Source organism: Streptomyces sp. ICBB 8177 (assembly GCF_003144095.1).
GTDB lineage: Bacteria > Actinomycetota > Actinomycetes > Streptomycetales > Streptomycetaceae > Streptantibioticus_D.
In genome coordinates this window covers 906,503-932,732 of record NZ_NSKH01000018.1, presented here as the reverse complement: position 1 = coordinate 932,732, position 26,230 = coordinate 906,503, and the positions used below count along the sequence as shown (strand labels likewise).

25 protein-coding genes and 4 pseudogenes are annotated in these 26,230 nt (G+C 72.4%); 11 read left to right on the top strand and 18 right to left on the bottom strand.

Annotated elements, in window-relative coordinates; genetic code table 11:
* Positions 1-390: 390 nt before the first annotated feature.
* Positions 391-642 (bottom strand): hypothetical protein, encoded by a 252-nt coding sequence (locus tag CK485_RS12590; RefSeq protein ID WP_199239321.1) that lies wholly within the window; start codon positions 640-642, stop codon positions 391-393.
* Positions 643-858: 216 nt separating this feature from the next.
* Here CK485_RS12590 and CK485_RS29605 point away from each other — a divergent pair, with 216 nt between their 5' ends.
* Together CK485_RS29605 and CK485_RS29600 are read left to right on the top strand one after the other, a co-directional pair.
* On the top strand, positions 859-1,107 hold the full coding sequence (locus CK485_RS29605) for a hypothetical protein (RefSeq protein ID WP_241968319.1): 249 nt from the start codon (positions 859-861) through the stop codon (positions 1,105-1,107).
* Between the two features lie 127 nt (positions 1,108-1,234).
* The gene (locus CK485_RS29600; protein WP_241968318.1) at positions 1,235-1,336 is read left to right on the top strand and encodes a helicase associated domain-containing protein; all 102 of its coding nucleotides are present in this window, start codon (positions 1,235-1,237) and stop codon (positions 1,334-1,336) included.
* Between the two features lie 156 nt (positions 1,337-1,492).
* Here the strand turns inward: CK485_RS29600 and CK485_RS12580 are convergent.
* The 3 genes and pseudogenes from CK485_RS12580 to CK485_RS12570 form a co-directional block, all read right to left on the bottom strand.
* Positions 1,493-1,831: pseudogene (locus CK485_RS12580) on the bottom strand (transposase); the annotation flags it as partial.
* A 50-nt stretch (positions 1,832-1,881) separates the two neighbouring features.
* Positions 1,882-2,244: a hypothetical protein gene (locus CK485_RS29595; RefSeq protein ID WP_241968317.1), complete on the bottom strand. Its 363-nt coding sequence runs from the start codon at positions 2,242-2,244 to the stop codon at positions 1,882-1,884.
* Between the two features lie 47 nt (positions 2,245-2,291).
* Positions 2,292-2,876, bottom strand: coding sequence for a sigma-70 family RNA polymerase sigma factor (locus CK485_RS12570; protein ID WP_109449976.1), 585 nt, complete (start codon positions 2,874-2,876; stop codon positions 2,292-2,294).
* A 161-nt stretch (positions 2,877-3,037) separates the two neighbouring features.
* Between CK485_RS12570 and CK485_RS12565 the strand changes: the two genes are divergently transcribed.
* The 4 genes from CK485_RS12565 to CK485_RS12550 all read left to right on the top strand — a co-directional run bounded on the left by CK485_RS12565 (position 3,038) and on the right by CK485_RS12550 (position 8,163).
* Positions 3,038-4,303, top strand: a complete 1,266-nt coding sequence (locus CK485_RS12565; RefSeq protein WP_109449974.1) for a MerR family transcriptional regulator — start codon at positions 3,038-3,040, stop codon at positions 4,301-4,303.
* A gap of 304 nt (positions 4,304-4,607) precedes the next feature.
* Positions 4,608-5,807 carry a lycopene cyclase family protein gene (locus CK485_RS12560; RefSeq protein WP_241968316.1) on the top strand — a complete coding sequence of 400 codons (1,200 nt, stop codon included), beginning with the start codon at positions 4,608-4,610 and terminating at the stop codon, positions 5,805-5,807.
* Positions 5,807-6,595 carry a methyltransferase domain-containing protein gene (locus CK485_RS12555; RefSeq protein ID WP_109449970.1) on the top strand — a complete coding sequence of 263 codons (789 nt, stop codon included), beginning with the start codon at positions 5,807-5,809 and terminating at the stop codon, positions 6,593-6,595. The genes CK485_RS12560 and CK485_RS12555 overlap by 1 nt, the downstream gene beginning before the upstream one ends.
* Complete coding sequence (locus CK485_RS12550; RefSeq protein ID WP_109449968.1) at positions 6,595-8,163, top strand: FAD-dependent oxidoreductase; 1,569 nt, start codon at positions 6,595-6,597, stop codon at positions 8,161-8,163. Before CK485_RS12555 ends, CK485_RS12550 begins: the two co-directional genes overlap by 1 nt.
* Before the next feature lie 282 nt (positions 8,164-8,445).
* Here CK485_RS12550 and CK485_RS12540 read toward each other — a convergent pair whose 3' ends face one another.
* The 5 genes and pseudogenes from CK485_RS12540 to CK485_RS12520 form a co-directional block, all read right to left on the bottom strand.
* The gene (locus CK485_RS12540; protein WP_109449966.1) at positions 8,446-9,453 is read right to left on the bottom strand and encodes a DUF5914 domain-containing protein; all 1,008 of its coding nucleotides are present in this window, start codon (positions 9,451-9,453) and stop codon (positions 8,446-8,448) included.
* Entirely contained in the window at positions 9,446-10,438 is a 993-nt protein-coding gene (locus CK485_RS12535) for a phytoene/squalene synthase family protein (RefSeq protein WP_109449964.1), read from the bottom strand. The genes CK485_RS12540 and CK485_RS12535 overlap by 8 nt, the downstream gene beginning before the upstream one ends.
* Complete coding sequence (gene crtI, locus CK485_RS12530; RefSeq protein WP_109449962.1) at positions 10,425-11,996, bottom strand: phytoene desaturase family protein; 1,572 nt, start codon at positions 11,994-11,996, stop codon at positions 10,425-10,427. The genes CK485_RS12535 and crtI overlap by 14 nt, the downstream gene beginning before the upstream one ends.
* Positions 11,993-13,135: a polyprenyl synthetase family protein gene (locus CK485_RS12525; protein ID WP_109452887.1), complete on the bottom strand. Its 1,143-nt coding sequence runs from the start codon at positions 13,133-13,135 to the stop codon at positions 11,993-11,995. Before CK485_RS12525 ends, crtI begins: the two co-directional genes overlap by 4 nt.
* A gap of 123 nt (positions 13,136-13,258) precedes the next feature.
* Positions 13,259-13,728, bottom strand: a pseudogene (locus tag CK485_RS12520) (FAD-binding domain-containing protein); the annotation flags it as partial.
* 270 nt (positions 13,729-13,998) lie between these two features.
* Here CK485_RS12520 and CK485_RS12515 point away from each other — a divergent pair.
* A pseudogene (locus CK485_RS12515) lies at positions 13,999-14,768 on the top strand (transposase).
* A gap of 81 nt (positions 14,769-14,849) precedes the next feature.
* Here the strand turns inward: CK485_RS12515 and CK485_RS12510 are convergent.
* The 3 genes and pseudogenes from CK485_RS12510 to CK485_RS12495 form a co-directional block, all read right to left on the bottom strand.
* Positions 14,850-15,041 (bottom strand): annotated as a pseudogene (locus CK485_RS12510) (IS5/IS1182 family transposase); the annotation flags it as partial.
* Between the two features lie 687 nt (positions 15,042-15,728).
* Positions 15,729-16,286: a DNA-binding protein gene (locus tag CK485_RS12500; protein ID WP_109449958.1), complete on the bottom strand. Its 558-nt coding sequence runs from the start codon at positions 16,284-16,286 to the stop codon at positions 15,729-15,731.
* A 6-nt stretch (positions 16,287-16,292) separates the two neighbouring features.
* Positions 16,293-18,497: a helix-turn-helix transcriptional regulator gene (locus tag CK485_RS12495; RefSeq protein ID WP_109449956.1), complete on the bottom strand. Its 2,205-nt coding sequence runs from the start codon at positions 18,495-18,497 to the stop codon at positions 16,293-16,295.
* Between the two features lie 85 nt (positions 18,498-18,582).
* Here CK485_RS12495 and CK485_RS28490 point away from each other — a divergent pair, with 85 nt between their 5' ends.
* Positions 18,583-18,903, top strand: coding sequence for a hypothetical protein (locus tag CK485_RS28490; protein WP_146214530.1), 321 nt, complete (start codon positions 18,583-18,585; stop codon positions 18,901-18,903).
* A gap of 106 nt (positions 18,904-19,009) precedes the next feature.
* On the opposite strand, the gene CK485_RS12485 is transcribed toward CK485_RS28490, so the two are convergent.
* From CK485_RS12485 to CK485_RS12475, 3 genes are all read right to left on the bottom strand, one after another.
* Positions 19,010-19,546 (bottom strand): hypothetical protein, encoded by a 537-nt coding sequence (locus CK485_RS12485; protein ID WP_241968315.1) that lies wholly within the window; start codon positions 19,544-19,546, stop codon positions 19,010-19,012.
* A gap of 526 nt (positions 19,547-20,072) precedes the next feature.
* The gene (locus CK485_RS30160) at positions 20,073-20,504 is read right to left on the bottom strand and encodes a recombinase family protein (protein WP_342673475.1); all 432 of its coding nucleotides are present in this window, start codon (positions 20,502-20,504) and stop codon (positions 20,073-20,075) included.
* A 552-nt stretch (positions 20,505-21,056) separates the two neighbouring features.
* Positions 21,057-22,901, bottom strand: a complete 1,845-nt coding sequence (locus CK485_RS12475; RefSeq protein WP_241968314.1) for an APC family permease — start codon at positions 22,899-22,901, stop codon at positions 21,057-21,059.
* Between the two features lie 244 nt (positions 22,902-23,145).
* Here CK485_RS12475 and CK485_RS12470 point away from each other — a divergent pair, with 244 nt between their 5' ends.
* A complete protein-coding gene (locus CK485_RS12470; protein ID WP_109449952.1) occupies positions 23,146-23,901 on the top strand; it encodes a DUF4118 domain-containing protein in 756 nt (251 codons plus the stop codon).
* Positions 23,902-24,009: 108 nt separating this feature from the next.
* Here CK485_RS12470 and CK485_RS29025 read toward each other — a convergent pair whose 3' ends face one another.
* From CK485_RS29025 to CK485_RS12455, 3 genes are all read right to left on the bottom strand, one after another.
* Positions 24,010-24,159 carry a hypothetical protein gene (locus CK485_RS29025; RefSeq protein ID WP_199239320.1) on the bottom strand — a complete coding sequence of 50 codons (150 nt, stop codon included), beginning with the start codon at positions 24,157-24,159 and terminating at the stop codon, positions 24,010-24,012.
* 135 nt (positions 24,160-24,294) lie between these two features.
* Positions 24,295-24,759 (bottom strand): DUF6328 family protein, encoded by a 465-nt coding sequence (locus CK485_RS12460; RefSeq protein ID WP_109449949.1) that lies wholly within the window; start codon positions 24,757-24,759, stop codon positions 24,295-24,297.
* 433 nt (positions 24,760-25,192) lie between these two features.
* Entirely contained in the window at positions 25,193-25,360 is a 168-nt protein-coding gene (locus CK485_RS12455; protein WP_109448303.1) for a hydrophobic protein, read from the bottom strand.
* A gap of 133 nt (positions 25,361-25,493) precedes the next feature.
* Between CK485_RS12455 and CK485_RS12450 the strand changes: the two genes are divergently transcribed.
* On the top strand, positions 25,494-25,667 hold the full coding sequence (locus CK485_RS12450; RefSeq protein WP_109449947.1) for a CsbD family protein: 174 nt from the start codon (positions 25,494-25,496) through the stop codon (positions 25,665-25,667).
* A gap of 194 nt (positions 25,668-25,861) precedes the next feature.
* Positions 25,862-26,230: sigma factor (locus tag CK485_RS29590; protein WP_275124614.1), on the top strand; the 369-nt coding region annotated here is incomplete at its 3' end.

The following is a 26,230-nucleotide window of genomic DNA, read 5'->3' as shown; positions in this document are numbered from 1 at the left end:
AACGAAATCCCCGCAACTACCTGGCCTTTCTCGGACTCGCCGCAGCCATCTGCTGCTACAGGCGCCTCGTTCGTCTCACCACGTAGGACACGGTCTAATTCGGTTTTTGAGTCCCTTCAGTCCCTCCCTCTCAAGGCCAAGGCCTCTGACCAGGCATTTGATGGCCCGAGACCGAGGGACCCGCCCTGGCCGGCGGCACTGAACGCCCCGACCAGTCGCCGCCCCGGCAGATGAGAAAGGGACTGAAGGGACTGAGCTTTGGCACATGAGGCCCCGTATCCCAGCACCGACGTGTTGCACGCCGCGAGCCCGGCTCGGTCCCTGCAAGGTCTGAGCGCGCCACAAGCGGCAGGTCGGTGCTCGCCGTGACCACCGCAGCATCGAGGCCACTCACTGGCCGGCCTCCCGGCCGCAGCGCGGACCGGAATCATGCGATCGGTGCGCCCGCTGGTCGTCCTCGCGCACCGGATGCGGCCTCTCGGCAGCGTCGCTGTACGCGTAACGGTCCATCGTGGCGCGGGCCCGGTCGGCCGCCGCGGTGAAGGCGTCTTCGAGATGGCGCAACCGCTCGGCCGTGAGATCGAGAGCTTCCACATCCGTGCGGGATTCCCGCAAGGCCCGCAGCACCGTCAGGTCGACCACGTGGCTTCGTTCACTTCAAAGGGCTCTGCCCAACTTCTGTGGGCTGGTGACGCTCAGTACCGACGGAGGTGTCGGCAGGACGGTCGATAATGCCGGTCATGGCAGATCGCAGTCCGGTTCTCCGGATCATCACCTCGGCGGCGCGGGAGTCCCTGAAGCCCCTCGGCCTGACGCAGCGTGGGCGGTCGCGGCTGTGGGGTGTCAACGGCCTGGCCTGTGGAATGGCAACGCGCCTTCCACCTCACCCGACAGCACCTGGAACAGGGCGGCGCACTGCCCATGTCGCCGGGCGGCGTCGTGCACCAGGGCGAGGACCTCGGACGATGGGTCCGATCGGTCCGTCTCGGCTGGGACAACCTCACCGGCGCCCAGCAATGGCTGTGCGAGCAGGTCCTCGGGATCGAGCCCGCGACCGACGACGAGAAACCCCGCCACGCCGCTCCCAGGCCGACAAATGGGCCATGAACCTGGCAGCCGCCCGGCAGTACTACCAGCGCGAAGGACACCTCCGGGTCCCAAGGAAACACGTCGAACGAATCATCGTCGGTGGCCCCGAAAACGGCGATAGCAAGAAGACCAAGAAGTCCGGGAGGTGAAGCTGGGGGCGTGGGTCGGGAATCAGAGATCCAGACTCGCAACGCTCACGCCCGAGCGGGTCGAGCAGCTCTCCGCCATCGGCATGCGGTGGACATAATCAGATGTACGCAGTACCCGCAGCGCTCCTCGTAGCGTACATAGGGCGTACATGTCGCGTACCTCACCGCACTGACACGCGGCCCGGCCGCATCGGCGAACACGAGACCGTGGCGGGGAGCGAGAACGCACCTGCGCATAAGCGATCACGTAGCCAGCTCACCCAAACCGACGCCGTCCCACACTTGGGGAACGACACATCGTCGATCACCCACACCTCTGGGAGGATGGCCTCGCACAGCCGCCGGGCGATCCGCCGCCTGACCGGCAGCGGATCCCACGGCGACTGGTTCACGAACTGCTGCAGGGCCTGCATGTTCCCGTCCGGCAGCCGGTCGGCCATCGGCTGGATCGACTTCCGACGGCCGTCCAGCATCAAACCCCGCAGATAACACCCGCCCCACCGCCGCTGATCCCGCCGCGGCAGCGAGGCGAAGACATCGGCAACGAACTCCGCTAACTCACCCCGGAGCCGTTCCACCTCCTCCAATCTCATACCAGAGAAGATGCCCACCATCAGAGATCACCCAAGGTAACGAAGCACTACTAGGCGGTTCCCCCGCGCTGCCGACGGGCGCGGTGGGCGGCCAGGAGGGCGGCGAGGGCGGTGAGGAGGAGTCGGTCCCTCCTACTCCTCGAGCAGTCGGCGGCCGGCATCGGAGCCAGGGGGGCCGGGGGCTCGCGGTACAGGTCGTGGGTGATGCGCTGCCAGACGCGCTCCGGGGGCGCGGCCGGGAGGTCCACCAGCTGGGCCGTGCGCGCGGCGGTGACCACGCGGGTCATCGTACGCAACTCGTCCCGGCAGCGCGGGCACTGCTCGATGTGGCGCAGCGCACCGGCGTCCTCCTCGCTCGCCGTGGCGTGTCCGAGGGCCAGTTCCACCAGGTGAGCGGGCTCTACATGGGCCACTACGCCCTCCCGGACTCGACGGGCTCCGCCGTGACGACGAAGCGCGGTCAGCCACGCTGCGCCTGGCGCAGCCGGTGCAAACCGCGGCGGGCGTGGCTCTTGACCGTGCCCAGCGGCATACCGGTGCGCTCCGCGATCTGCGTCTGGGTCAGGTCCTCGTAGAAGGCCATGCACAGCACCTCGCGCTGGTGGCGCGGCAACCGGCCGAGGGCGTCGATGAGCAACACGCGGTCCAGCACGCGGTCCGGTGCCGACTCGCCGTGGCCCGCCGGGGTGTCCGCGTGCCGGGCGGCCGAGTCGACGAGCGTCAGACGCCGCGTCCTGGCGGCCAGCGCGTCGACGATCTTGCGGCGGGTGATGCCGACCAGCCAGGCGCCGAGCGGGCCCCGTTCCGGGCGGAAGCCCGCGCGGCCGTGCCAGGCGCCGAGGAAGACCTGCTGGGTGACGTCCTCCGCCTCATGGGTGTCGCCGAGCACCCGCGTGGCCATGGTGTGCACGAGGGAGCCCCAGCGCCGGTAGATCGCGGCGAACGCCTCCTCGTCGGCGGCCAGCAGGCCCCGGGCCAGCTCCTCCTCGTAGCGTGTCTCCTCCACGGGCGGGGCGGGGGCGGCGACTCGTGCGTTCGTGATCATGCCGGATTCCTCCTGCCGGGCTCCGTGCGGGGACGGAAGGCCGTTGTCGGACCGCACCTGCCGCCGCCGGGGGAAGCCGCGGACCGTGCGTTCCCCGTCAGTGTTCGGTGCACAAACGAAGCAGCTCAACATGCGTCGTTTGTGCGTCGTACCATCGACCCATGGGTGTACAGGAACGCAGTGACAACCCCGCGACGGCGGCTCCGCAGCCGCGGCCGGAGGGGGCCGGGCTGACCACCGGCGAGGTGGCCAGACGGCTGGGCGTGGCCCCGACGACGGTCCGCACCTGGGACCGGCGCTACGGTCTCGGTCCCGACGCGCACACGGGCGGCCGTCACCGCAGGTGGACCGTCGTGGACGTGGCCCGGCTGGAGCGGATGTGCGCGCTGACGGCGACGGGGATAGCGCCTGCGGAGGCGGCCCGGACGGTGCTGCACGAGACGCCGCCGGGCGCCACCCGGGTCTTCGGGGCAGCGGACGCCGCCGGGGCGCCTCCGCGCGGCCCCGCCCCCGCCGCAACCGACGCGGGGCGGCCCGCGACGGGTGCGGACACGGGTGCTTTCGACGCAGGGGTGCCCGGCCGCAGCGCGGCCCGAATCGACGCAGTAGAGCCGTCCGGCCGGGACGCGGCGGACATCGACGCGGACGACGGACCGGAATCCGGACTGGTCTCCGCCATCGTCGACGACGCCCTGGGTCCCGCCCCCACTGCCGACGGCGGGCGGAGCCCCGCGACCGGGCCAGGGCCCGCCCGGGGACGCAGCCGGGCCGGCAGCGGGATGCGGCTGGGTGACGTGCGTCAGGAGTGCAAGGGCATCGCCCGGGCCGCCCTGCGCTTGGACGCCGCCGCGCTGGACGAGCTGCTCGGGTCCGCGATCGAGCAGCACGGGCTGATCGCCGCGTGGACCGAGGTGATCATGCCGACGCTCCAGGCGGTCGGCCGCAAGTGGGAGAGCTCCGGCGAGAAGTACGTCGAGGTCGAGCACTTCCTGTCCTGGCACGTCTCCGGCGCGCTGCGGCGCTGCACCCCGCCCTCCGCCGCCGACCGCCCGGGCGCCACCACGGTGCTCGCCTGCGTGCCGGGGGAGAGCCACACGCTACCGCTGGAGGTACTGGCCGCCGCACTGGCCGAACGCGGCCTGCCCGTGCGGATGTTCGGCGGCGCGCTGCCCGTCGAGTCGCTCGTCACCGCCGTCCGCAGGACCGGCCCGGCGGCGGTCGCGCTGTGGGCGCAATCCCGTACCACCGCGAGCCGTCCACTGGCCGCGCACGTTGCCGCGATGGAATGGGGGGTACGCGGTGCCCGGCGCAAGCCGGTCGTCCTGACGATCGGGCTGGGCTGGGCGGGCCGGGCGGTGAACGGGCTGTCGCGGCCGACCGGGCTGGCGGAAGCCGTCGCGCTGCTGGAGTCGGTCGTGTCGCGCTGACCGGACCCGGCTGCATCCGGGTCCGCTACCGCCGGGGAAGTGACGGAGGATCGAATGGTGGCGTCGGCCGGGCGGTGGGAGCGGGTGTGCGGATGATCGGTGCGTGGGTGCGAGCTGCGGCCGCCGAGACCGACGGGGCGGGCGGGTGCCCGCCGCGGCCCGCGCGGCGACCCGAGCGGCGGCTCCTCGTGCGGGGAGGGCGCCCGGTGAGCCCGTACCGCCCGCCCCGCCCGTCGCCGGCCGCCGCCTCGATCCCGGCCGCGTGCCGTGCTGCCCACCGGGCCGGCGTCCGGTGACCGCGGGAGTGGCCGGGGCGCCGGAGGTCGTGGTCGTCGGGGGCGGGGCCGCCGGGCTCAGCCTGGCGCACCGGCTGGTCGAGACCGGGGCCGCCCGCGTCACCGTGGTGGAACCCCCGGACGGTCCCGCGCGCCCGGCCGAGCGGACCTGGTGCTACTGGGACGAGGGCCACGACGACCTGGGCGCCGCGGTGACCGCCGCCTGGCCCCTGCTGCGGGTGCACGGCCGCGACGGCACCGCCCTCACCGTCGACCCGGCCCCCGCGACCTACCGCATGGTGCGCTCCTCGGCGTTCGAGCGGCTGGTGCACGCCCGTGTGGAGCAGGCCCCCGGCGGGCGGGTGCTGCGGGCCACGGCGGACACCGTGCGCGACGTCCCCGGGGGCGCGGAGGTCCGCTGCACGGCACCCGACGGCCGGGCCCTGACGCTGCGCGCCCGGTACGCGTTCGACTCACGGCCGCTGCCCGTCCTGCCCGCCGCCCGCACCCAGCTGCTGCAGCACTTCCGCGGCTGGTTCGTGCGCACCGACCGCGAGCGGTTCGGCCCCGGCGTCGCCGACCTGATGGACTTCCGGGTGCCGCAGCCCCGGCACGGGCTCGCCTTCGGGTACGTCCTCCCGCTGGCCGCGGACCGGGCCCTCGTCGAGTACACCGAGTTCTCCCGCGCCCCGCTGACCACCGAGGCGTACGAGGCCGCGCTCGGCCACTACGCCCGGGACGTGGTGCGGCTGGGCGGGTTCGAGGTCGAGTCGGCCGAGCAGGGCGTAATCCCCATGACCGACGGTCGCTTCGCGCGCCGCACCGGCCGGTCCGTCTTCCGCATCGGAACCGCGGGCGGCGCCACCCGCCCCGCCACCGGCTACACCTTCGCCGCCGTCCAGCGGCACAGCCGGGCCGTCGCCGCCGCCCTGCGCGACGACCGCGACGCCGTGCCCCCGCCCCACGGCCGGCGGGCGCTGGCCATGGACGCGGTACTGCTGCGCGCCCTGGACACCGGGCGCATCGACGGCCCGGACTTCTTCACCGGCCTGTTCCGCCGGACGCCCGCGCACCGCCTGCTGCGCTTCCTCGACGGCGCGACCTCGCTCCGGGAGGAATGGGGCATCGGACTGCGCACCCCCGTGGGGCCGATGCTGCGCACCGCGCTCGAAGTGCCCTTCCTGCCCCGCCGACCCCACCCCCTCCCAGGAACCGGAGTAAGCCACTGATGACCCTGCTGCGCGACCACGACCTGGCACGCGCCTTCGACCACGCGTCCCGCACCTACGACCGGCTCACGGCCCTCAACCCCGGTTACCGCACCGACCTGCTCCGCTCGGCGCGCCGGCTGCGCCTGCCCGACGACGGGGCCGGGCTGCACGTGCTCGACCTCGGATGCGGCACCGGCGCCTCCACCCGGGCCCTGCTGCGGGCCGCGCCCCGGGCGCGCATCACCGCCGTGGACGCCTCCGGCGGCATGCTGCGGCAGGCCTTGGCCAAACCGTGGCCCGACCGGGTGCGGTTCCTGCACCTGAGCGCCGAGGAACTGCCGACCGCCGGCGAAGGCCCCTTCGACGCGGTCTTCGCCGCCTACCTCTTCCGCAACGTCACCGGCCCCGACGCGGTGCTGCACTCGGTGCGGACCCTGCTGAAGCCGGGCGGGCGGCTGGCCGTGCACGAGTACAGCCTCGGCGGCTCACCGGCGCAGCGGGCGCTGTGGACGGCCGTCTGCCACGGGTTCGTGATCCCGGCGGGCACCCTCACCGGCGACCGGGCCCTGTACCGGCACCTGTGGCACAGCGTCCTCGACTTCGACGCCGTCCCCGACTTCACCGGCCGACTGACCCGCGCCGGCTTCCCGGACGCCCGCCGCGCCCTGCCCCTGGCCGGGTGGCAGACCGGCATCACCCACACCTTCGTCGCCCGCAACGGCCCCGTCCCGGCCGCCGCCGGGCCGGCCCGGCAGAGCTTCGCCGGCACGGCCGCGGCACCCGTTCCCACCGTGGAGGCCGGCTGATGGCCACCCGGACCGCACACACCGCCGCCCGCCGCGGCCGGGACCGCAAGGCCGAGGTGCTGAGGCCCGCCCCCGGCCGGGACCGGTTCGCGCCGGGGGACGCGCCGTCCGTCGCCGTGGTGGGCGGCGGCATCGCCGGCCTCGCCGCCGCCACCGGACTGACCGAACGCGGCGCCCGCGTCACCCTCTACGAACGGGAGGAGTCCCTCGGCGGCCGCCTCGCCGGGCAGCGCACCCGGCTCGCGGACGGTTCCGAGGTGACCATGACCCGCGGCTTCCACGCGTTCTTCCGCCAGTACTACAACCTGCGCGGCCTGCTGCGCCGGACCGATCCCGGCCTGGACCGGCTCACCCCGCTGCCCGACTACCCCCTGCGGCACAGCGGCGGGCTCACCGACAGCTTCGCCCGCGTCCCGCGCACCCCGCCGCTCAGCGCGCTCGGATTCGTCGCCCTCAGCCCCACCTTCGGCTGGCGCGACCTGACCTCCATGGACGCCCGCGCGGCGCTGCCGCTGCTGGACGTCCGCGTGCCGGAGGTGTACGAGCGGTTCGACCGGGTCAGCGCGACCAGGTTCCTGCAGGGCGTGCGCTTCCCCGATGCCGCGCACCACCTGGCCTTCGAAGTGTTCTCGCGCAGCTTTTTCGCCGACCCGCGCGAACTGTCCGCCGCCGAGCTGATGCTGATGTTCCACATCTACTTCCTCGGCTCCTCCGAGGGGCTGCTGTTCGACGTGCCCGACGAGCCCTTCCCACAGGCCCTGTGGGAGCCGCTCGGCGACTACCTCGAGCGCCTGGGCACCGACATCCGCACCGGCACGGCCGTCCACGGCGTCGACCCCCTCGACGGCGAGGGCGGGGCCGAGGTCCGCACGGACGCGGGAGACGGCCGGTACGACGCGGTGGTGCTCGCCCTGGACACCGGAGGGCTTCGGGGCACCGTCGCGGCCTCGCCCGGCCTGGGCACCGCCCCCTGGCGCGCGGACATCGACGCGCTGCGCACCGCCCCGCCGTTCCTCGTCTCCCGGTTCTGGCTGGACCGGCCCGTACGGCCCGACCGCCCCGGCTTCCTCGGCACCAGCGGCTACGAGGGCCTGGACAACATCAGCGTCCTGGAGCGCTACGAGGGCGAGGCCGCCCGCTGGGCCGCACGCACCGGGGGCTCGGTGGTGGAACTGCACGCCTACGCCGTCTTCGAGGGGGCGGGCCGGGAGAAGGTGCAGGACGAACTGCTCGCCCAGTTGCGGCGGGTGTACCCGGAGACGAGCCGGGCGCGGGTCGTCGACGTCCGGCACGAGTGGCGCGCGGACTGCCCGATGTTCACCGCCGGCACCCACCACCGCCGCCCCACGGTCACGACCCCGCACCCGTGGCTCACGCTGGCCGGCGACGGCCTGCGCTGCGACCTGCCCGTGGCCCTCATGGAACGCGCCGCCACCACCGGCTTCCTGGCCTCCAACGAGCTGCTCGCCCGCTGGGGCCTGCGCGGACAGGTCCTGTGGACGGTCCCGCGCGCGGGCCGCTCCCCGGCGCTGCGCGCCCTCGGCGCCCTCGCCGGCAGGCGTCCCTGAAGACCGCACCCCCGGCCCGGGCAGCCGGACGGTGCCGGACCGCCCGACGGGCCCGGGTCGCCAGACGGTCCGGGACCGCCGGACGGGCCCGGGTACCCGGATCGGCCCAGGCAGCGGGTAGCCGGACCTGCGCAGGCAGTCGGACGGGCCCGGGCCGAGTGACCCGGGCCCGTCAGGCGGTGCCGTACCGGCCGGGTGCGCCGCTCGCGCCCGTCCGGCGGGGTTCTTCCAGCCGGGAGCGCCGCTCGGGCAGGTCGGTCAGGCGGCGCTCCGGGGCGCCGCTCAGCCTGGGAAGCGGCCCGTGCTGCGCAGCTCCCAGCGCCTCTCCGCGTAGGCCAGGTCGTCGCGCCACAGGCGTCCCGCGGTGTGCCGCATCAGGGGGCGCAGGGCGGGGGCCGCAGCCCGGGCCAGGGCGAAGCCGCGCCGCTCGGAGGTGGCGATCACCGCCTCCACCACGGCCGTGCGCGGCCGCTCGTCGCCCGGCCGGGTCAGCGGCGTGGCATGGGTCTCTACCACCGAGGAGGCGCCCTCGCCGTCGGTGATCCGCATGACGACCGTGCGCGGCTCCGGAGCGGTGAACTCCGCCCGCACGGGTACCACCAGACGTCCCGCCACCCGGAAGGAGACGTCGACGACGAACGCGTCGTCCTCCTCGCCCTCCGGCTCGCGGTCGACCTGCAGGTCGACGAAGGAGTACGGGTGGAACCACGAGCCGTGCCACGGGTCGAGCCGGTTGGCCACCACGTCATGCGGCTCGCACCGGCCGACCCCGGTGTACACGGAGTCCACCGCGCCGGCCGCCTCGGGACGCGGCGGGATCACGGGCCGCTCCGACGGCTCCTCCCCGCCGAGCGCGTCCAGCCGCACCCACACCAGCACCCCGTCGTCATGGACCGGGAACGGCCGCCAGCCCGCCGTCGGCGAACCGTCCAGCGCGAGCCCGTGCCAGTGGCACACCAGCGTGCCGCACACGACCCGGCTGTTCCGCAGCGGCGCACCCAGGTGCGGGCAGGCCCCCGGACCCGCGCGCAGCTCACCGGAGTCCGAGCGCCACAGCACGACCTCGACGCCGCCGATCGTCCGGCCGCGAGGACCGCCCCCGGGGCGCACGTCCCGCGAGGCGCCGGCCACGAACCAGTTGCCGGAGGGCCGCGCGGAGGCCCGCTTCAGCGCGTCGGCGATCAGGCCGGGCCGCGCCGCTCGCCAGGTCGGGGCCTGCTCCGCCCACCTCGGGCCGTTGCGCCGCCGCAGCGGCGGCGTCCAGCGTGTCCTGTCCGCCCGGTCATCCATGGCCCGGCTCCTTCCGCTCCAGTACGACGGCCCCGGCCGCCGGGCGCGCCGAGCGGGCGCGCCGGCGCGCGGCGGCCACCCGCACGATCCCGGCCGCCGCGGTCGCCGCCCGCCGGGGGCGGGAGACGACTGCACGGCGGTGCAGCACGGTGTACCCCTGCCGGGCGATCGCGTCCAGGATGCCGCCGTACAGCGTGAACGCCGCCCGGATGCAGGGCCGCACCCGGGGGTCGAGCATCGCGATGCCCGGCTCCGCCTCCCGGTAGACGTCCCGGGTCATCTCCTCGGCCGCCACGATCGCGGCCCGGATGCGCGGGTCCTGCCGGCCGGTGCGCCGGCTCCACTCCAGCAGCGGCCGGTCCACGCCGTGCGCGGCGAGCAGGTCGGCCGGCAGGTACACCCGGCCGCGGTCCAGGTCCTCGCCCACGTCCCGCAGGAAGTTGGTCAGCTGGAACGCCACACCCAGGGCCGCCGCGTGCGGTGCGGCCTCCTCGCGGGGCACGACCGTGCCGAGCACGGGCAGCATCTGCAGGCCGATCACCGCGGCCGAGCCGTGCATGTACGCCCGCAGGTCGGCGTAGGTCGAGTAGTCGGTGACGGTCAGGTCCGAGCGCATCGAGGCGAGGAAGTCCTCGAACAGCGGCACCTCGATGCCGTACCGGTCGGCGGTGTCGGCCACCGCCCGCACCACGGGCTCGTCCCCGCCGCCGGTGCGCAGCGCGTGCGCGAGGTCGCCCTCCAGCCGCTTCAGCGACAGGTCGCGCTCCTCGGGGGTGCGCCCGCGGTCCAGGTCGTCGACGATGTCGTCGGCCCACCGGGCGAAGCCGTACAGCGCGTGCACGGCCGAGCGGCGCTCCAGCGGCAGCAGGCGCGTGGCCAGGAAGTAGGTGCGCCCGTAGCCGGCGTTGAGCTCCCGGCACCGGGTGTAGTCGGCGCGCAGGCCGGGGTCGGTGATCCCGGCGGCGTCCAGTTCACGACGGGTCATGGGCTCCTGCTCCGGTCGAAGTGGACGGAAGATCAGCCGCGGCGGGGCGGGGGCGGGGCGCCGAGGGGCGGCGGCCGGGTCCGCCGGTGACGCGGGAGGCGGCGAGTTTGCCGCTGATGAGCACGGTCGGCACGCCGACGCCCGGGGTGGTGCCGCAGCCCGCGAGCACCACGTTGTCCACGCCGCGCACCAGGTTGCGGGGCCGGAAGGGCCCGGTCTGGGCGAAGGTGTGGGACACGGAGAAGGGGCTGCCCGCGGCGTGGCCCTGGGCCGCCCAGTCCAGCGGGGTCACCAGCATCTCCTCCTGGACGCTGTCCGCGAACCCGTCCAGGCCGCGCCGTTCCAGCTCGTCGACGAGGCTGTCGCGGTAGCGGGGGCCGAGGTCCCGCCAGGCGGCGGCGGAGGGGCCGACGTCGGTGTTGGGGCAGGGCGCCAGCACGTAGTGGAGGTGGCGGCCTGGCGGCGCCAGGGAGGGGTCGTGCGTGGTCGGACGGGTGATCAGCAGGGAGGGGTCGCTCATCAGCGACCCCGTGCGGGTCAGTTCGTCGAAGGTGCGCTCCCACGCGGCGCCGAACGACAGGGTGTGGTGGGCGAGTCCGGGCCAGGTGCGGTCGGTGCCCGCGTGCAGGATCACCGCGGAGGGAGAGTGCCGCAGGCGCACCGGGCGCCGGGGTGTCCGGCCCATCAGGCGGTGGGCGGCGGGCAGTTCGCAGGTCAGGACGACCGCGTCGCACGGGATGCGCTCACCCGAGGCGAGGCGGACCGCCCGCACCCGCCCGGAGACGCTCTCCAGCGCACTGACCTCCGCCGACCAGCGCAGCTCGGCACCGGCGTCCGCCGCCGCGTCGGCCATCGCGCGGGGCAGGGCGTGCATCCCACCCTTGGGGAACCAGACGCCGGCCACGGTGTCCATGTAGGCGATCACCGCGTAAGCCGCGAGCGCCCGGGCCGGGGCGACCCCCGCGTACAGCGCCTGGAAGGAGAAGACCCGCTGCAGCCGCGGGTCGTTCAGGAAGCGGCCGATGCGGGCGTCCAGCCGGCCGAAGCCGCCGAGGGCCGCCAGCCGGGCCAGGTCGGGGTGCGCGAGCTGGAAGGGCGAGTCGAAGTTGGTGTCGATGAAGCGGCGCATCTGCACCCGGTACAACTGCTCCAGCCACGCACGCAGCCTGCGGTAGCCCGCCGCCTCGGCGGGCCCGGCGAAGCGGCGCACCTCGGTCTCCATGGCGTCGCCGTCGGTGTGCACGTCCAGCGAGGTGCCGTCGGCGAAGCCGGCCCGGTAGGCGGGGTGCAGGGGCGACAGTTCGACGCGCCGGTACAGGCTGTCGCCGACGGCGGCGAAGGCCTCCTCTGCCAGGTCGGGCATGGTCAGCACGGTGGGCCCGGTGTCCACCTGGTAGCCGCCGAGCCGCACCTGCCCGGCCCGGCCGCCGGGCCCGGGGTCCCGTTCGACGAGTGTGACCCGGCGGCCCGCGCCCAGCAGGTGCAGCGCGCAGGCCAGGCCGGACAGCCCGGCACCCACGACGACGACGTGGTCCGTCGGTCCCGGCACGGTCCTCATACCAGCTCCTCCGCCGGGCGCGGGGCGACGCCCGCTGCCCGCTCGACCAATACGGTGAACTCCTGCTGTACCCGCGCGCCGGCGCCGGTGGCCTCGAAGTGCCGTAGGGCGGCGGCCGCCAGTTCGGCGATCCTGGCCTCCACCTCGGCCCGCGCCCCCGTCCGTTCCAGCGCCGCGCGCATCCGCTCCACGGTCTGCGGGGACCGCGCGTCCGGGCCCACGGCGAGCACGGCGGCGGCCTCGCGGTCGTCGGCGGTCCCGGCGAGCCGCACGGCCGTGGCCAGCAGGTGGGTGAGCTTGCGCGACCGCAGGTCGTCGTCGGCGGGCTTCCCGGTCAGCAGCGGGTCGCCGAACGCGCCCAGGACGTCGTCGCGCAGCTGGAAGGCCAGCCCGGCGCACCGCCCGGCGGCCCGCAGCGCGTCCACGGTGTGCGGGTCGGCTCCCGCCAGCGTGGCGCCCAGCGCCAAAGGCCGGGCGACCGTGTACAGGGCGCTCTTCAGTTCGGCGATGGCCAGGGCCTCCTCGCCGCTGGACGATCCGCTCGCCTGGGCCTTCAAGTCCCGGTACTGGCCGGCGACCATCTCGGTGCGCATGGCCCGCCATTCCCCGTGCAGCCGGGCGCCGTGCGGCAAGGCGAGCGCCGTCTCCGTCAGCAGGTCGTCCGCCCAGGCCAGTGCTAGGTCGCCGGCCAGCACGGCCGCCGACGAGCCGAACGACTCGGCCGAGCCGGACATCCGCGCCACCCGGTGCCCGCGGGCGAAGTCCACGTGCAGGGCCGGCGCCCCCCGGCGCAGCGGCGAGCCGTCCATCACGTCGTCGTGGATGAGGGCGCACGCCTGGAGCAGTTCCAGGGCGGCCCCGGTGCGCAGGACCGGGCCGGTGTTGCCCGTTCCCCCCGCGGCCCGCCAGCCGCACCACACGAACGCCGTGCGCAGCCGCTTGCCGCCGCGTAGGGAGAACGCGGCGACGCGCTCGGCCAGGTCGCGCGCGGCCACCGCGTCGGTCAGACGGGCGTGGCGCAGCCGCGCCTCGAGCACCTGCCCGAGCACGGCCTCCACGGCCCGGGTGGCCTCGTGGGCGGTGAGCGGGGCGTCGTCCGGTGCCCCCGGTCCGGCCACAGTCGGCCGCGGTCCAAGCATGCGCAACCCCTTCTCGCATCCGGTCATTCGCACATCAGTGCTTCCGCCGACAGTGGTGTTCCGGATGCGCACCGATGCGACGTCGCCACGTGTCCGTACGCAGTCCGCTCATGGGTACCCGGTTCATCGCTGACGTCCGCGCGCCTCGCGGAAACGGGCCAGTCCCTCGCCGAGGCCGATGACCGGTTCGGGATAATGCAGCGCGGCTCGCCGGTCGTCCGGGAGCCGCCAGGGCTCCTGCACCGCGCCGCCCTCGACGTCGGCCAGCTCGGGCACCCGGCGCCGTACGTAGGTCCCGTCCGGGTCGTAACGCCTGCCCTGCAGGACGGGGTTGAGGACGCGGTGAGGGCGGGAGTCGGTGCCGGTGCCGGCGACCCACTGCCAGTTCATCTGGTTGTTGACGATGTCGCCGCCACCAGGTGCCGCAGGAAGTGCCGGGCGCCGACGCGCCAGTCGACGTACAGCGTCTTGGTCAGGAAACTCGCCGTCACCAGCCGCGCCCGGTTGTGTATTCAGCCCTCGTGGCGCAGCTGGCGCATGCCGGCGTCCACCATCGGATAGCCCGTACAGCCCTCCCGCCAGGCGGTGATGTCACGGCGCGAAAGTCTTGGGCGGGGCGGGGTGTGTGGTCGGCGGGCATCGAGTCCTCGGGCTTCCCCCGGCCTGCGGGCCGGGGCACCGCCGTCGGATTTCGCGCATTCCGAGCAGAAAGGGAGGAGGGCCCCGGGCGCTGGTGCGCCCGGGGCCTCGTTTCACTCCTTCTTTTCAGCTTTCGGTCGAGAATGTCGGTCGTACTTCAGAGACCGAACGTCGTCTCTAGAGGCTGTCCCGTAACTGCTGGTCAGGGGCGAGATGATCTTGCCGTGGCTGGTGTGATCACGGCGTCGGAGCCCTCGTGGATCGGTCCGTTCACCGGGCTGAGCCCTCGGCAGTTCAACAAGCTGATCACCGCGCTGCGGGGTGAGGGGGCCGATCCGGTCCGCAAGGGCCGGCCATGGTCGCTGCCGTTGGAGGACCGGGTGCTGCTGGTGGCCGCGTACTGGCGCACCAACCTCACCCTGCGTCAACTCGGCCCGTTGTTCGGCGTCTCGAAGTCGGCGGCCGACCGGATCGTCGCCCACCTCGGGCCGGCGCTCGCCCTCCAGCCCCGGCGGCGGTTCCGCAGGGAGACCGTGCTCATCGTGGACGGCACGCTGGTCCCCACCCGCGACCGGCCCATGGCCGCCTCCAGCAAGAACTACCGCTACTCCACCAACCACCAGGTCGTCATCGACGCCGACACCCGCCTCGTGGTCGCCGTCGGCAAGCCGCTGCCCGGCAACCGCAACGACTGCCGGGCCTGGCAGGACTCCGGCGCGAAGGCCGCCGTCGGCACCACCCCCACGGTGATCGCCGACGGCGACTACCGGGGCACCGGCCTGACCATCCCGCACCACCGCCGACACAAGGACGAGGAACTGCCGGCCTGGAAGGAGGAGCACAACGCCTCTCACCGCAAGGGGCCCGCGTCGAGCACACCTTTGCCCGCATGAAGAGCTGGAAGATCCTCCGCGACTGCCGCCTCAAGGGCGACGGCGTCCACCACGCCATGCTCGGCATCGCCCGCCTGCACAACCTCACCCTCACCGGATGACAGGCAAACAAGCAGGTCAGCCAGCACGCCCCAGAGCATTTACGGGACACCGTCTAGAGGTTGTCCCGTATGTGGTGAGAGTTATCCGGTGAGGGCCAGGTTGTGGAGCCGAGCGATGCCGAGCATGGCCTGGTATCCGCCGTCGGCGAGGGTCGGTGCGCCGCGGCAGGCCCGGTCGACGCCGGACTCCGTGAATGCCCGGCAGTCGTTTCGGCTGCCGGGCAGCGGCAGGCCGATCGCCACCACCAGGCGGCTGTTGGCGTCGATGACAACGGGATCGTGGTGGGCCGCCGTTTGCCCCGCCGTCCCGGATGCGAGCGAGGAACGCCTGCGGCTGCGCGCTGGTCACGGCCGGCGTGGCCGCTCTGCGTCGGCCTGGGCATCGTTTGTTGCCCCCGCAGCGCCTTTCCCCGCTCGCCGCCAGTGCCGACGAGCAGCTAGATCTACCTGGAAGCCCGGCGACCGCGCAGTCGGCCGTCGCGCGGTGCGGAACAAGCTGGTGAGCGATGGGCCACCGGCGCCACCGATTGACCGGATGCAGCGGGCAAGCTCTCCAAGCAGCAGCCTTGCGCTGCCGGGCCGGTCGTCGAATGTCATCGCTCTCCGGCAGCACGAACCATGGGCCAGCAGCATGTGTCGACCGGCTCGTGCGAAAAGTTGCGCTGCATTCGGGGCCACCAAGTAGCAACTGTGCCGTACGGCCAAGAGCAGAAGGAGCGCGAGTGCAGCGGGCGGCTGCTACACCTCGATGAGGCGACAACGACGACGGTCTTCAAAGCCGTCACCCAGCACACGAGACGGACGCGTTCGACGTCGTCGACGTACTGGCGCAGCCGCGGCTGCTCACCGGCTGTCAGGCGAGCAGGGCCAGGACGCGGCGCCCGCAGTCGTTGAACTGCTGCTCGATGGTCTCGGCTGTGAAGATGAGCGCCTGCAGGAGTACGCGGCAGAACGCCGCAGCTACAACTCGATCTGGATCTGCTCCACATCGGTGAACTCCACGCCCAGGCCGTGCGCGCGGGTGTTGTCGGCGCGGAAGTACATCCGGGCGAGGCCGTCGGCGGCGATCTGCTGGAGCTGCTGCTCGGTGGCGCCCTGCTCGCGGGCGGTGAACAGCTGCTCGGCGTACTCGGGCGGCAGGGCCTGGGTGATGTCGCGGATGCGGGCGTCGTCGGTGGTGCCCGGCGCTGCGGTGAACCCGAACCGCGCGCGGGTGGAGACCACCAGGCCGTCGGTGGAGGCCGCCTTCTGCCGTGCCCTCGCGCGGACTTGCGGCTGCCAGCGCTTCTTGACCTCATGCTCTATGCGGCCGCGCAGGTCCTGGCGGGGCCGCTTGAGCTGTCCTTTGACGTAGCGCTCCACCGTGCGCTGGGAGATCCCGAGCGCCTGGGCGGCGGCCTTGGTGCCCTTGAGTTGCTTGACCAGGTACTTCATCTGGGCCTGGGCGCTTTGCGGGATGCGTCGGGTGAACGCCCCCTCCAGTGCGCGGTCCAGGCTGTCCCCGAGTGAGTCGACCATGGCCTGCTACTCCCCTTCCCCGGCCGCCGGGTCGGTCTTGATGAGGTTGGCGATGTTGAAGACCTCGCCGCGTTCCTCGAACTGGGCTTCCGCCCACAGGACGGTCTGCGTGCCCTGCCACTTGACCATGCCGGGCGAGACGCCGAGCCGGAACGTGCCTGGCATAGGCTTGCCCTCGGGCGTGTACGGCAGGACGTCCAGCGGGGTCGGTCCGGGCGAGGGGTAGGCGATGGCGTCGGTGCCGATGGCGACCGGGTACAGGTCTGCGGCGGCCGCCGTCTTCATCAGCTTGCGGTGCAGGCCGGTCCGCTGGGTCGCGAGCACGGCGGCCCGGATGTCGGGGCGCCATGTCTCCCGGTTCAGCGCGGGGTAGGGCTCGTAGTACGGCACCTGACCCCGGGAGCGCTGGCGCAACTTGCCGATGGCGCCCTTCGCGGTCGCCTTGATCGCGGTCTCCAGCAGCGCCATCGTGGGGTCGACCTGTTTGCGCCGTGCCATCGCCTCGAGGAACTCGCTCCCGGTGAGGTCGGTGGTGACGCCCATGTCGGCCATCGTGGCCATGTACGCGTCGCGCAGCCGCTTGTACCAGGAGTCGAGGTAGCGGCTGGTCCGGGTGCGCACGTACGCCTCGATCGGTGCGACGTCGAAGCCGAGCTCCACCGCGTAGGCGAGGGTCGGGGTGGCGTACCAGGCGGGGCCCTCGGGGCTGTCGCCCTTCGGCGTGAACGGGCTCGGGAGCCGGGCTGCGTCGATGGTGCGGCCGTCGATCTGGACGCGGGAGAGGTCGATGTGGGACAGGTCGACCAGCCACGAGCCGGGCAGCGCCGGGTCGAAGGCGGGGTTGCCGGTCAGGTGGGTGGGCCCGTTCAGCCCGACGGTGAGGCCGTTCGCGGCGGCGGCGAAGCTCATGTTGATGTCGATGACGACCAGGTACGGGTTCGCGCACTCCTCATCGGTCAGGGGCCGGCACCAGTCGTAGGGCTCCTCCATCAGCATCTCGGCAGGCGTGCGCAGGTGGTGCCGGGCGAACTTGCCCTTGAGCAGAGGGTGTTCGTCGGGAACCTCGCACTCCACCACCGGGTAGAGCTGGGCGAGCGCGTCGTCGTTGAAGGCCCGCGTGAACTCGCCCGTGGCCGGGTCCTTCTCCGCTCGGGTTGGCGGGCGCAGCGCGGTCATCAGCTCCAAGCCGGTCGTCGCGGTGCTGCCGCGCGGCGTCGTCACCCGGGCCGCGTACAGGCCGAGGTAGCGGGCGAGGTCGGCCGGGTGCATCGTCGGCAGTTGCGGGTCGTCCTTTCTGTCCCACTCGCGGGCGTCCAGCGCGTTCCAGGGCAGGATGCACAGCTGGACGCAACGGCGCTTGGAGCCCTCCGGGTCGCGGTAGACCCGGGCCCACGGCCCGAATCCGCGCTGGGTGAGCTGGAGTCCGGCCCGCTCGATCTGCTTGACCACCTTGTGGCCGACCGCGAGCCGTCCCGCGCGCTGTTCCTCCTGCGACAGGGCGGCGGGCAGGCCGTAGCGCTCCAGCGCGGATGCGGTCAGGACGAGGATCGGGTCGGCATCGCGGCCGTTGCGGTGCAGCCGGGCCTGCCCGAGGCGGGCCTCCGCCACAGTCCAGTCGACCAGCGCCGCAATGCTCTTGGCGGGCACCTCCAGGACCAGGCCGCCGACGCAGTACGCCGACACCTGCCCGTCCTCACAGTCGATGACCGCGAGCGGCCCGTTCTCGAAGCACGGGTCGGCGGCAGCCGCCGGCGCGGTGGTCTTGTTCGCCACCGCCTTCTTAGCACCCGGCCGCCGTGACGACGCGGCGGGCCGGGTGGTGCTGCTCGCCGCCGCCTTCGGGCGGGCCGGCGGGACAGCGGCGTGCGCGGGAGCCGCGACCGGTTCCGAGGTCGGTGCGGTGAACGACTCGGGGGCCGCCGAGGCCGGGGCAGCCGCAGGCTCGTCGGCGGCCGGGGCGGGGAATCGGGCGGCGAGACCCTCCAGGAGCCGGGCGTAAGCGGCGCGCTTCGGCGGCCGCGGCTCAGTCTTCCCGGTCTCCCAGTTCCCCACTGCCTCCCGGCGGGCGCCCAGCGCCTTGGCGATCTGCGCCTGGCTCAGCCCTGCCGCCTCACGCAGTCGCTTGCGCTCCGCAGGCGCCGGAAGGTCGTCCTGCGCGACTTGTTCCAGCAACGCATCGACCGCGCTGAACAGTTCGTTCTCGGTGGACACAGAAGTCACCTCCAAGAGACATCATAGCGGATCGCGCATCGATTCGTGCACTGAAACACACTCGAATCGCACACATGGGAAGACGATGGGCACACCCACCACTGACGCACCCGCGGCGATGATCGCGCTCGAAGCCGAACTCGGGCTCGCCGATGCCGCGCGCCGCCGGGCCGCCGGTGCTTCGCTCGCCGATGCTCCGACCGCCGCGTTGCTGCGCGCCATGACCAGCGACTCTCATCACCGGCAACAGGGAAGACGGGCGCTCACCACGCACCCCAACCGCAGGGCATCCCCCGGCGTGACCGCGATGCCGGTGATCGCGTTCGTCGCGCAGTCGGTGAACCAGGTGATCCACGGTCTGCGGGCCTTGCCATCGACATTGACCAGCACCGGGCACTGGACGTGATCGGTCTCCCATACCTGGTTACGCCAGCCCCGCGGCCGGGCCAGGAACACATCATGCTTACGCGCCGCCCGCTCCCCACCCGCAAGCCCGGCCCGCTCCCCCGGCGTCAGATCCCGCTGGACCGCCCGGTGCAGCGCGGCGCGACCCGCTTAAACAGCCGCCTCAGCAAGGTCCGGTCGATGGATGCGTCAGCGGTGGTGAGCAGCGCGTTCTGCAGGTGCGCAGTCATCGCCGCGCCTGCCTCACTCGGCCCGGCCAGGGCGAGGTCAGCCAGGGCTTGCGGCGTTTGCTGCTCCTCCCGCTCCTGCCGCACCACCGCGCGTTCCGGCAGGACCCTGCCGGCCTGAAGGTCCCGGCGCACTACCCGGTGCAACGACGCCAACGAGAGCACCTCGCCCTCGGCCTCTCTCATATGCCGGTGCAGCGCCGCGACGTTCCCGCCCGCCTGCGCCAGCACCTCCCACATCTGGTCGGACAACTCCAGCCGGGCCCGCGGCCTGCGCTGGATGCGGCCCTCCGTCCGCGCCGCTTCCAGCCAGCGCCACACCGTACGCACATTCACCCCGCCGACCTGGGCGCCCGCACGCGCATGTGTCGTCAACGCCCCGGTCGCATCCAGCTCCAGTAGCCGCGCGACCAGCACCGGCCTAGACACCCTCAACCCCGCCGTGACCTCACCCCACGCACCCGGCTCCCCCACCCCGCCCCCGTCCGCCCACGCAAAACCGACACCCACCACCGTGCCGCCGCGCAGCCTCAAAAGGATCAGAAGTGCCGTTTCCGATACAGCGGAGCGGAGCGGGGTGTACCGCCCCATGACAGCCGCGACCGCCGCACGCACCGCCCCACGGCAGTGACCCCGCCTCTACTCAGCACCCCACCAGCAAAACACCCAGCTCTGACGTGCCATCACTGACACCACCCACCGACACCAAACCGGCACATCGCAGGACATCATCCGGTCCGGGATGCCGCCACCGGTAAGCAGCGCGAGAGCCGGATCGTTGCCCTGCGGTCACTGTTCCGGCATGCGAAGAAGAACGGCCAGATCTTCCGCAACCCCACGATCCGCATCCGTGTCCCCCGGCAGACCGGCGGTGTCCTCCAGGCTCTCGTCCGGGCGGACATCGACGAGGCCATCGCCGCAGCCAGCACCCCGGACGTCCGGCTCATCGTCGCCCTAGCCGCCGTTCACGCGGCACGGCCGAAGATAATCCGCACCATGCAGTTGGAGGACGTCGCGGCCTCAATGGCTTCGGGGTATGCCTCGCGCTTGGCGTACTCGGCGAGCGCCCGGTAGATGCACTGGCGACAGAGGGGTTCTGCCCCTTGCGCTTGCCGGTGGGGATGATCAGGTCGGGCTGGATCTGCTCGACCGATTCGCCGTTCGCCCTGCGGCGGAGCACGGTGTGGAGCGTGTCCTCGGAGATGACCGGCGGCCTACCGCCGTGCCTGCCCTTGCGGGCCGCGGTGTCGAGCCCCTCCATGGTCGACTCCCGGATGTTCTCCCGCTCGGTCTCCTCCATCGCGGCGAAGAAGGCGAACAGCAGCTTGCCCGGCCCGGTAGGGTCGTAGATGCCGGGCAGGGGACCGGCGAGCATCTCCGGGACCAGGCCGTGGGCGGTGAGGTGGTCGGCGAGGCGGTGAGTTCGGCGGCGTCGCGGCCGAGGCGCTTCATCTCGTACACGGTGAAGATGGATGACGCGGCAGTGCGGGGCGTGCGCCTTGACCTCCCGCGCTGTTCTTCGAACTTCGGGCGGACCCGGACGCGGGTGCTGATCTTCTCGCTGAAGATCTTGTCCCTGGGGATGCCGTGCTTGCTGAGGGCGTCGAGCGGAGAGTCGAGTTCCTGCCCGAGCGTCGAGCACCGGGCGTAGCCGATGCGGAGGTCCGCGCTCGGCAGGTCCGGGTCGATCAGTGCCGGCGGTGGGGTGCCCGGGCGCCACGGCCGGCCCGGTTCTGCGGTCGGCCGGGGTGGGCACCCGCAGGGCCCTCTTCAGCCGGGGCACCATGGTGAAGCGGCGGGTGTGGTAGGCGGCGGCGACTGCGCCGCCGCGCGAGTTCCCCTGCCTGGCATGCAGCCCCGCCGCCGACCGCGACCAGCAGGCGGTGATGCGAGGGGATGACCGACCGTGCCGGAGACCTTGCCCGGGTCAGTGGGGCAGTGTGATGGGGAAGCGCAGGCGGCAGATGACCGCCCCGGTGTTGCGGCGGATGGCGCGGTCCAGGACAGCGCCGCGCTGGTTCTGCAGCAGGCGCTGCCATGGCTTGGGCAGGTGCATCTCGGGGATCAGCACCACTAGGCGATCGTGGCCGTCCTCGGCGCCGAGGGCGCACAGGTAGTCGACGATCGGTCGGGTCAGTGACCGGGTGCGGCTGTGCAGGACGGTGAGCGGCACTTCGGGTTGCCAGGCGTTCCATGCCTGGCGGACCTCGTCGGCGGAGGGTGCCTCTGGGTCCTCGGGGTGGACGACCGTGACGGCGCGCACCTGGTCGCCCAGTGAGAGGGCGGCGCTGACTGCCTCCTGGGTGAGTTTGTTGACCGCTCCCACCGGGACGACGACGAGGGAGCGGCGATGTTCCGGGCGGTCGGGGACCTCACCGAGGTGCAGGGCGGTGCCGATGCGCCGGTAGGTGTGGTGCACCGCTTCGAACAGCATGACCAGAACCGCGACAGCGACGAGGACCAGCCAGCCGCCTTCGTGGAACTTGGACACCATCTCGATGACCAGGGCCGCGGCGGTCAGAAGCGCGCCCAGGCCGTTGAGGGCCGCGCGTCCGAGCCAGCCGGTGCCGCCTTCCTGGTGCCAGTGGCGGACCATGCCGGCCTGGGAGAGGGTGAATCCGATGAAGACGCCGATGGCGAAGACCGGCACGAGCTTTTGCGTGTCGCCTTCAGCGGCGACGAGCAGGACCGCGGCGATCGCCGCGAGGGCGACGACGCCGTAGCGGTAGACCTGCCGGTCGGCGCGCAGCCCGAAGACGTGGGGCAGATGGTTGTCCCGTGCCAGCAGCGAGGCGAGCACGGGCATGCCTCCGAAGGACGTGTTGGCCGCCAGGGCGAGCAGCACCATGGTGGCGAACTGCACGATGAAGAAGCCGACGTTGTGGCCAAGGGATGCCTCGGCCAGCTGCGCCAGGACGGTCTTGGTCGCGCTCGGCGCGACGTGGAACTTGCCGATCAGCACCGACAGGCCGATCAGCATCGCGCCCAGCAGCCCGCCAAGGGCGAGCTCGGTGCGCTGGGCCCGCTTGACCCGGGGGCTGCGGAAGGTGGGAACGGCATTGGCGATCGCCTCCACCCCCGTCAGGGCCGAGCACCCCGAGGCGAAGGCGCGCAAGAGCAGCAACACCCCGACCGTCTGGACGGCGGAGGAAGCGGTGGGGTGGACGGGCTGGACAACCGGGTGCGATCGCAGCAGGCCGCCCAGGATCACTGCTGCGATCGCCGCGATGAACACCACAGTCGGGGCGATCATCACCTTCGCCGACTCGGCCACCCCGTACAGGTTGACCGCGGTGAGCAGTGCCAGGACCACGAGGCACAGCAGGACGCGTTCGCCGTACAGGGCGGGAAAGGCTGAGGTGAGCGCCGCGATGCCGGCGGAGACCGATACCGCGACGTTCAGCAGGTAGTCGATGATGAGCGAGGCGGCAGCGATCAGGCTGAGGCGTCGTCCCAGGTGGCGTCCGGCTACCGCATACGCGCCGCCACCGTTGGGGAAGGCGGCGATCACCTGACGGTAGGAGAACGTCAGCGCGGCCAGAAGCACCACGATCGCCAGCGTGACCGGCAGGGTGAAGCCGAGACCTCGGCTGCCGGCGACCGCCAGCACGACCACGATCGCTTCCGGCCCATAGGCCACGGACGCCAGGGCGTCCAGCGACAGGGCCGCCAGCCCCTGCGGCACCGTCAGCCGGTCCCGCTCCCCATGCTCGGTGCCGGAACCCGGCGGATGGCCACCCGAACCGTCGCCGTTCTCAGCGCGTGCAGACACCAGTCCCCTCCAGTCCTCGGCCGGTCGGCGCTCCCGACTCTAGGACGCCGACTGCCCGTTATCCCTGCTCAAGGCGTCAGGAGAGCGTTAAGCGCACTCGTGTGGCGCCGCCGGTGAGCCATCTCTTGCCGACGGCGGTGCAGATTCCCCGCGGGGACCCCTCGGTCTCACGAGGTGCTGCGGGGTGCCGCCCGCCGTACGGACATAACGGACACATCGTGGTAAGCAAGGGGATGGGAGGTACATGGTGACCGGGTTTCCGCTTCGTGACCGCATCGCGCTCGCAGCAGCCGTGGCCGGTCCACTGCTGCTGGCGCTCATCCTGGTGCCGTTCCGGGGCGGTGTGTCGAGCACGAACCTGGCCCTGATCATGGTCGTGGCCACCGTCGCGATCGCCACCGCCGGCAACCGCCTCGCCGGAGGCCTGGCAGCCCTGTCCTCGTCCGCATGGTTCGACTTCTTCCTCACCCGCCCCTACCAGAGCTTCACCATCAATCGCGGCGCGGACATCACCACGGCGGTCCTGTTGCTGGCCGTGGGCCTGGCCGTATCGCAGTTGGCCGCCCGCGCCCGGCGGCTGGAGGTGCTCGTCGTCACGGACGCCGACTACCTGGCCCGCGTCCACGACACCGCCCAGCTCACCCAGACCACCCGATCCGCCGACGCGGTGGTCGACCACGTCAAGCAGCAACTCACCGAGCTGCTGCAACTGCGGGGGTGCCGGTTCGAGTACGGCTCCCTCCTCGGCCACCCCGCACGCCTTGAACAAGACGGCAGCGTCACCGTCGGCCGCAAACGCTGGGACATCGACCAGCGAGGCTGGCCCCAGCGGGACATCGAACTGCGGGCCAGCGCAGGCGGCCGCTTCCAAGGCAGGTTCATGCTCACACCCGCTCCAGATACGCGCCCCGATCTCCAAGCCCGCCTGGTTGCCGCCACCCTCGCCGACCAGGCCGCTGCCGCCCTGGACACGGCGGGGCCCAGCCGACAGGAGCAATAGCCCCCGGCCCCGCTGGTGCGGATCGGCGGTGCCGGGTCCCTCTTGCCAGCCACAGCACCTCGCTGATCGTGCCCTCAGCCACCCTGACGGGCCGGAGAGGCACAGCGGTCACTCTTCCTGACCGTCGTCATCATCGTCGAGGTCGACTGCGTCCGGATCGCGCAGGGGCCGCATCCCCTGGATGGGCCGGGAGCCGGTGAAGTTGCAGCAGCCCAGGCGGTTGAGGTACTTGTGTTTGAGCGGGAACAGCCGCGCCACGTCCTCACCATGGATCAATCTCAGCGCCCGCACCCACACATCGCGTCACGAGCGTCGTCTGATGCCGCACTAGGTTCCCACACGGTCGAGGTAGTGCCGCAGGGCGGCCGGCAGGAGCAGCCAGCAAACGGCGAATCAGGCCAGGACCGCCGCCGCGAGTCCCCAAGCCCAGGCGCCGCCCAGCGCCACGCGCAGCGGGAGGAGGACGGCGCACACGATTGGCGGCGGCCAGGAGCGCCATGCCACGACGACCAGTCGTCCTCCCGTCATCGTCACCAGTTCGGGCTTGCGACGGTGGCCGGCGAGCATCCGGTGCAGGGAGACAGGGGCGACGAGCGCGCCGGTCGCCAGGGCGCCGAGCAGGACGGTGGTGGCGTACAACGCCTTGTCGCAGCCGTCCAGTTGGGCGAAGCGTGAAGTGGAGGCCACGCTGAGCAGGAATCCGAAGAGGATCTGAGCGCCGGTCTGGGTGACACGCACCTCCTGGAGCATCTCCGCCCATCGCCGGTCGGCGCGCGCCTCTGGTGTCTCGCGCCGCCCGAAGCCGTGCTCCCGATCCGTACGGCTGTCCCTCTCGCCGCCCTCAGCATCAGCGGGCATTGTCTCCTCCTGGACCCAGGGTGCCACGAACCGCCACGGCGGTTCCCATCCGCCGCGCGCTACCTCTCACGATGCGGGGCGGCCCGCCCTCGGCTTGATGCGCCCGGCACACGCGCCGGCACGACAAAGGTGGCATCGGCAGCCCATGACGCGGGCTCATGAATGACGGTGCCTCACTGAAGAGGAAGGTCATGCCGAAGGCTTGATCACGCTCGATGACGGCCCCCTATGGAGCACTCGGACAGGCCGAGCAACCAGGCGGCGGGGCGGGCGGTTGGAGGTGCGAGTCCCTCACAGGGATTCGGCCCGCCTCACCACACATTCTCCCTACCCACCGGTCGCCGCATTCACCACCGGAACGCCCATACAACTGGCCGGGGCGCCGCCCTTCATGCGGGCGGCGCCCCGGCCAGTTGCGGGATCCGGTGTCAGGTCACCATCGGTACCAGCGACTACGACCTGCGCCCTCACCGGTGCGGACCAGGAAGCCCAGCAGCCAGATGACCAGCACCGCGACCGCGACCCACCACAGAACCTTCAACGCGAAACCCGCACCGAAGAGAATCAGAGCGAGCAACAGAACGAGAAGCAAAGGACCCATTGTTCATCCACCTCCACCACGACCGGTGCCCCTGCCTCGAGCGATCATTCCCGCGAGTTTTCGTGGTTTGACGAGCCGTTCGCTGGTGAGGCATCGCCTCAAGCACGAACTGACCTTTCAAGGGAGGCGCGCAATGAGTGCCGAGCAGAAGGCCAAGGCGAAGGCCGAGCAGACGTCCGGCGCGGTCAAGAAGACCGCGGGCAAGACGGTCGGCAACGAGTCACTGCGAGCCGAGGGCGAAGCCGAGCAGACCAAGGGCGACGCACGCGCCACGAAGGAAAAGGCCAAGGACACCCTGCGCCCGTGAGCAGACCCCCGGACGGGCACAGGGGATGAGAGGACAGGGGTGGGACGGCTTCGGGGAAGCCGCCCCACCCCTTCCTTCTGCGTACACGCCGACAGCAGCACCTGCCTTGTGGTGCACGTCACGCATGACAGACGGTTTCGCGGGTATGCGCGCGTCAGGTTCAGCGTTCTTGCTGGTCAGGTCATGGAGGGGACATGTTGGCGCAGCTCAGCCCGACGATCGAACGCACGACGCCGGACGCCGTGGAGGGACTCCTCCCCCTCGATGAGGCGGTCCTGGACGGCAGCGCGTCGGTGAAGGACATCCGGGCGATGTCGAAGACCATGTTCGCCCGACTCCAGACGCTGGAGGAGGGCACGCACGAGTACCAGTACGTGCGCAACTGCCTCATCGAGGCGAACATGGCGCTGGTCCGCTACGCCACCAAGCGCTTCACCCACAGGGCCGACCAGATGGAAGACATGCTCCAGGTCGGCACGATCGGGCTGATCAAGGCCGTCGACCGCTTCGACCCCGACTACGGGGTGGAATTCGTCACCTTCGCCCTGCCCACCATCATCGGC

Excerpts from the sequence above, each read along its gene's own strand:
- CK485_RS12570 (WP_109449976.1), bottom strand. The coding sequence starts at position 2,876 with ATGATCACGAACGCACGAGTCGCCGCCCCCGCCCCGCCCGTGGAGGAG.
- CK485_RS12565 (WP_109449974.1), top strand. The coding sequence starts at position 3,038 with ATGGGTGTACAGGAACGCAGTGACAACCCCGCGACGGCGGCTCCGCAG.
- CK485_RS12555 (WP_109449970.1), top strand. The coding sequence starts at position 5,807 with ATGACCCTGCTGCGCGACCACGACCTGGCACGCGCCTTCGACCACGCG.
- CK485_RS12550 (WP_109449968.1), top strand. The coding sequence starts at position 6,595 with ATGGCCACCCGGACCGCACACACCGCCGCCCGCCGCGGCCGGGACCGC.
- CK485_RS12540 (WP_109449966.1), bottom strand. The coding sequence starts at position 9,453 with ATGGATGACCGGGCGGACAGGACACGCTGGACGCCGCCGCTGCGGCGG.
- CK485_RS12535 (WP_109449964.1), bottom strand. The coding sequence starts at position 10,438 with ATGACCCGTCGTGAACTGGACGCCGCCGGGATCACCGACCCCGGCCTG.
- crtI (WP_109449962.1), bottom strand. The coding sequence starts at position 11,996 with ATGAGGACCGTGCCGGGACCGACGGACCACGTCGTCGTCGTGGGTGCC.
- CK485_RS12525 (WP_109452887.1), bottom strand. The coding sequence starts at position 13,135 with ATGCTTGGACCGCGGCCGACTGTGGCCGGACCGGGGGCACCGGACGAC.
- CK485_RS12500 (WP_109449958.1), bottom strand. The coding sequence starts at position 16,286 with ATGGTCGACTCACTCGGGGACAGCCTGGACCGCGCACTGGAGGGGGCG.
- CK485_RS28490 (WP_146214530.1), top strand. The coding sequence starts at position 18,583 with ATGGGCACACCCACCACTGACGCACCCGCGGCGATGATCGCGCTCGAA.
- CK485_RS30160 (WP_342673475.1), bottom strand. The coding sequence starts at position 20,504 with ATGCTCGCCGGTCCCCTGCCCGGCATCTACGACCCTACCGGGCCGGGC.
- CK485_RS12470 (WP_109449952.1), top strand. The coding sequence starts at position 23,146 with ATGGTGACCGGGTTTCCGCTTCGTGACCGCATCGCGCTCGCAGCAGCC.
- CK485_RS12460 (WP_109449949.1), bottom strand. The coding sequence starts at position 24,759 with ATGCCCGCTGATGCTGAGGGCGGCGAGAGGGACAGCCGTACGGATCGG.
- CK485_RS12455 (WP_109448303.1), bottom strand. The coding sequence starts at position 25,360 with ATGGGTCCTTTGCTTCTCGTTCTGTTGCTCGCTCTGATTCTCTTCGGT.
- CK485_RS12450 (WP_109449947.1), top strand. The coding sequence starts at position 25,494 with ATGAGTGCCGAGCAGAAGGCCAAGGCGAAGGCCGAGCAGACGTCCGGC.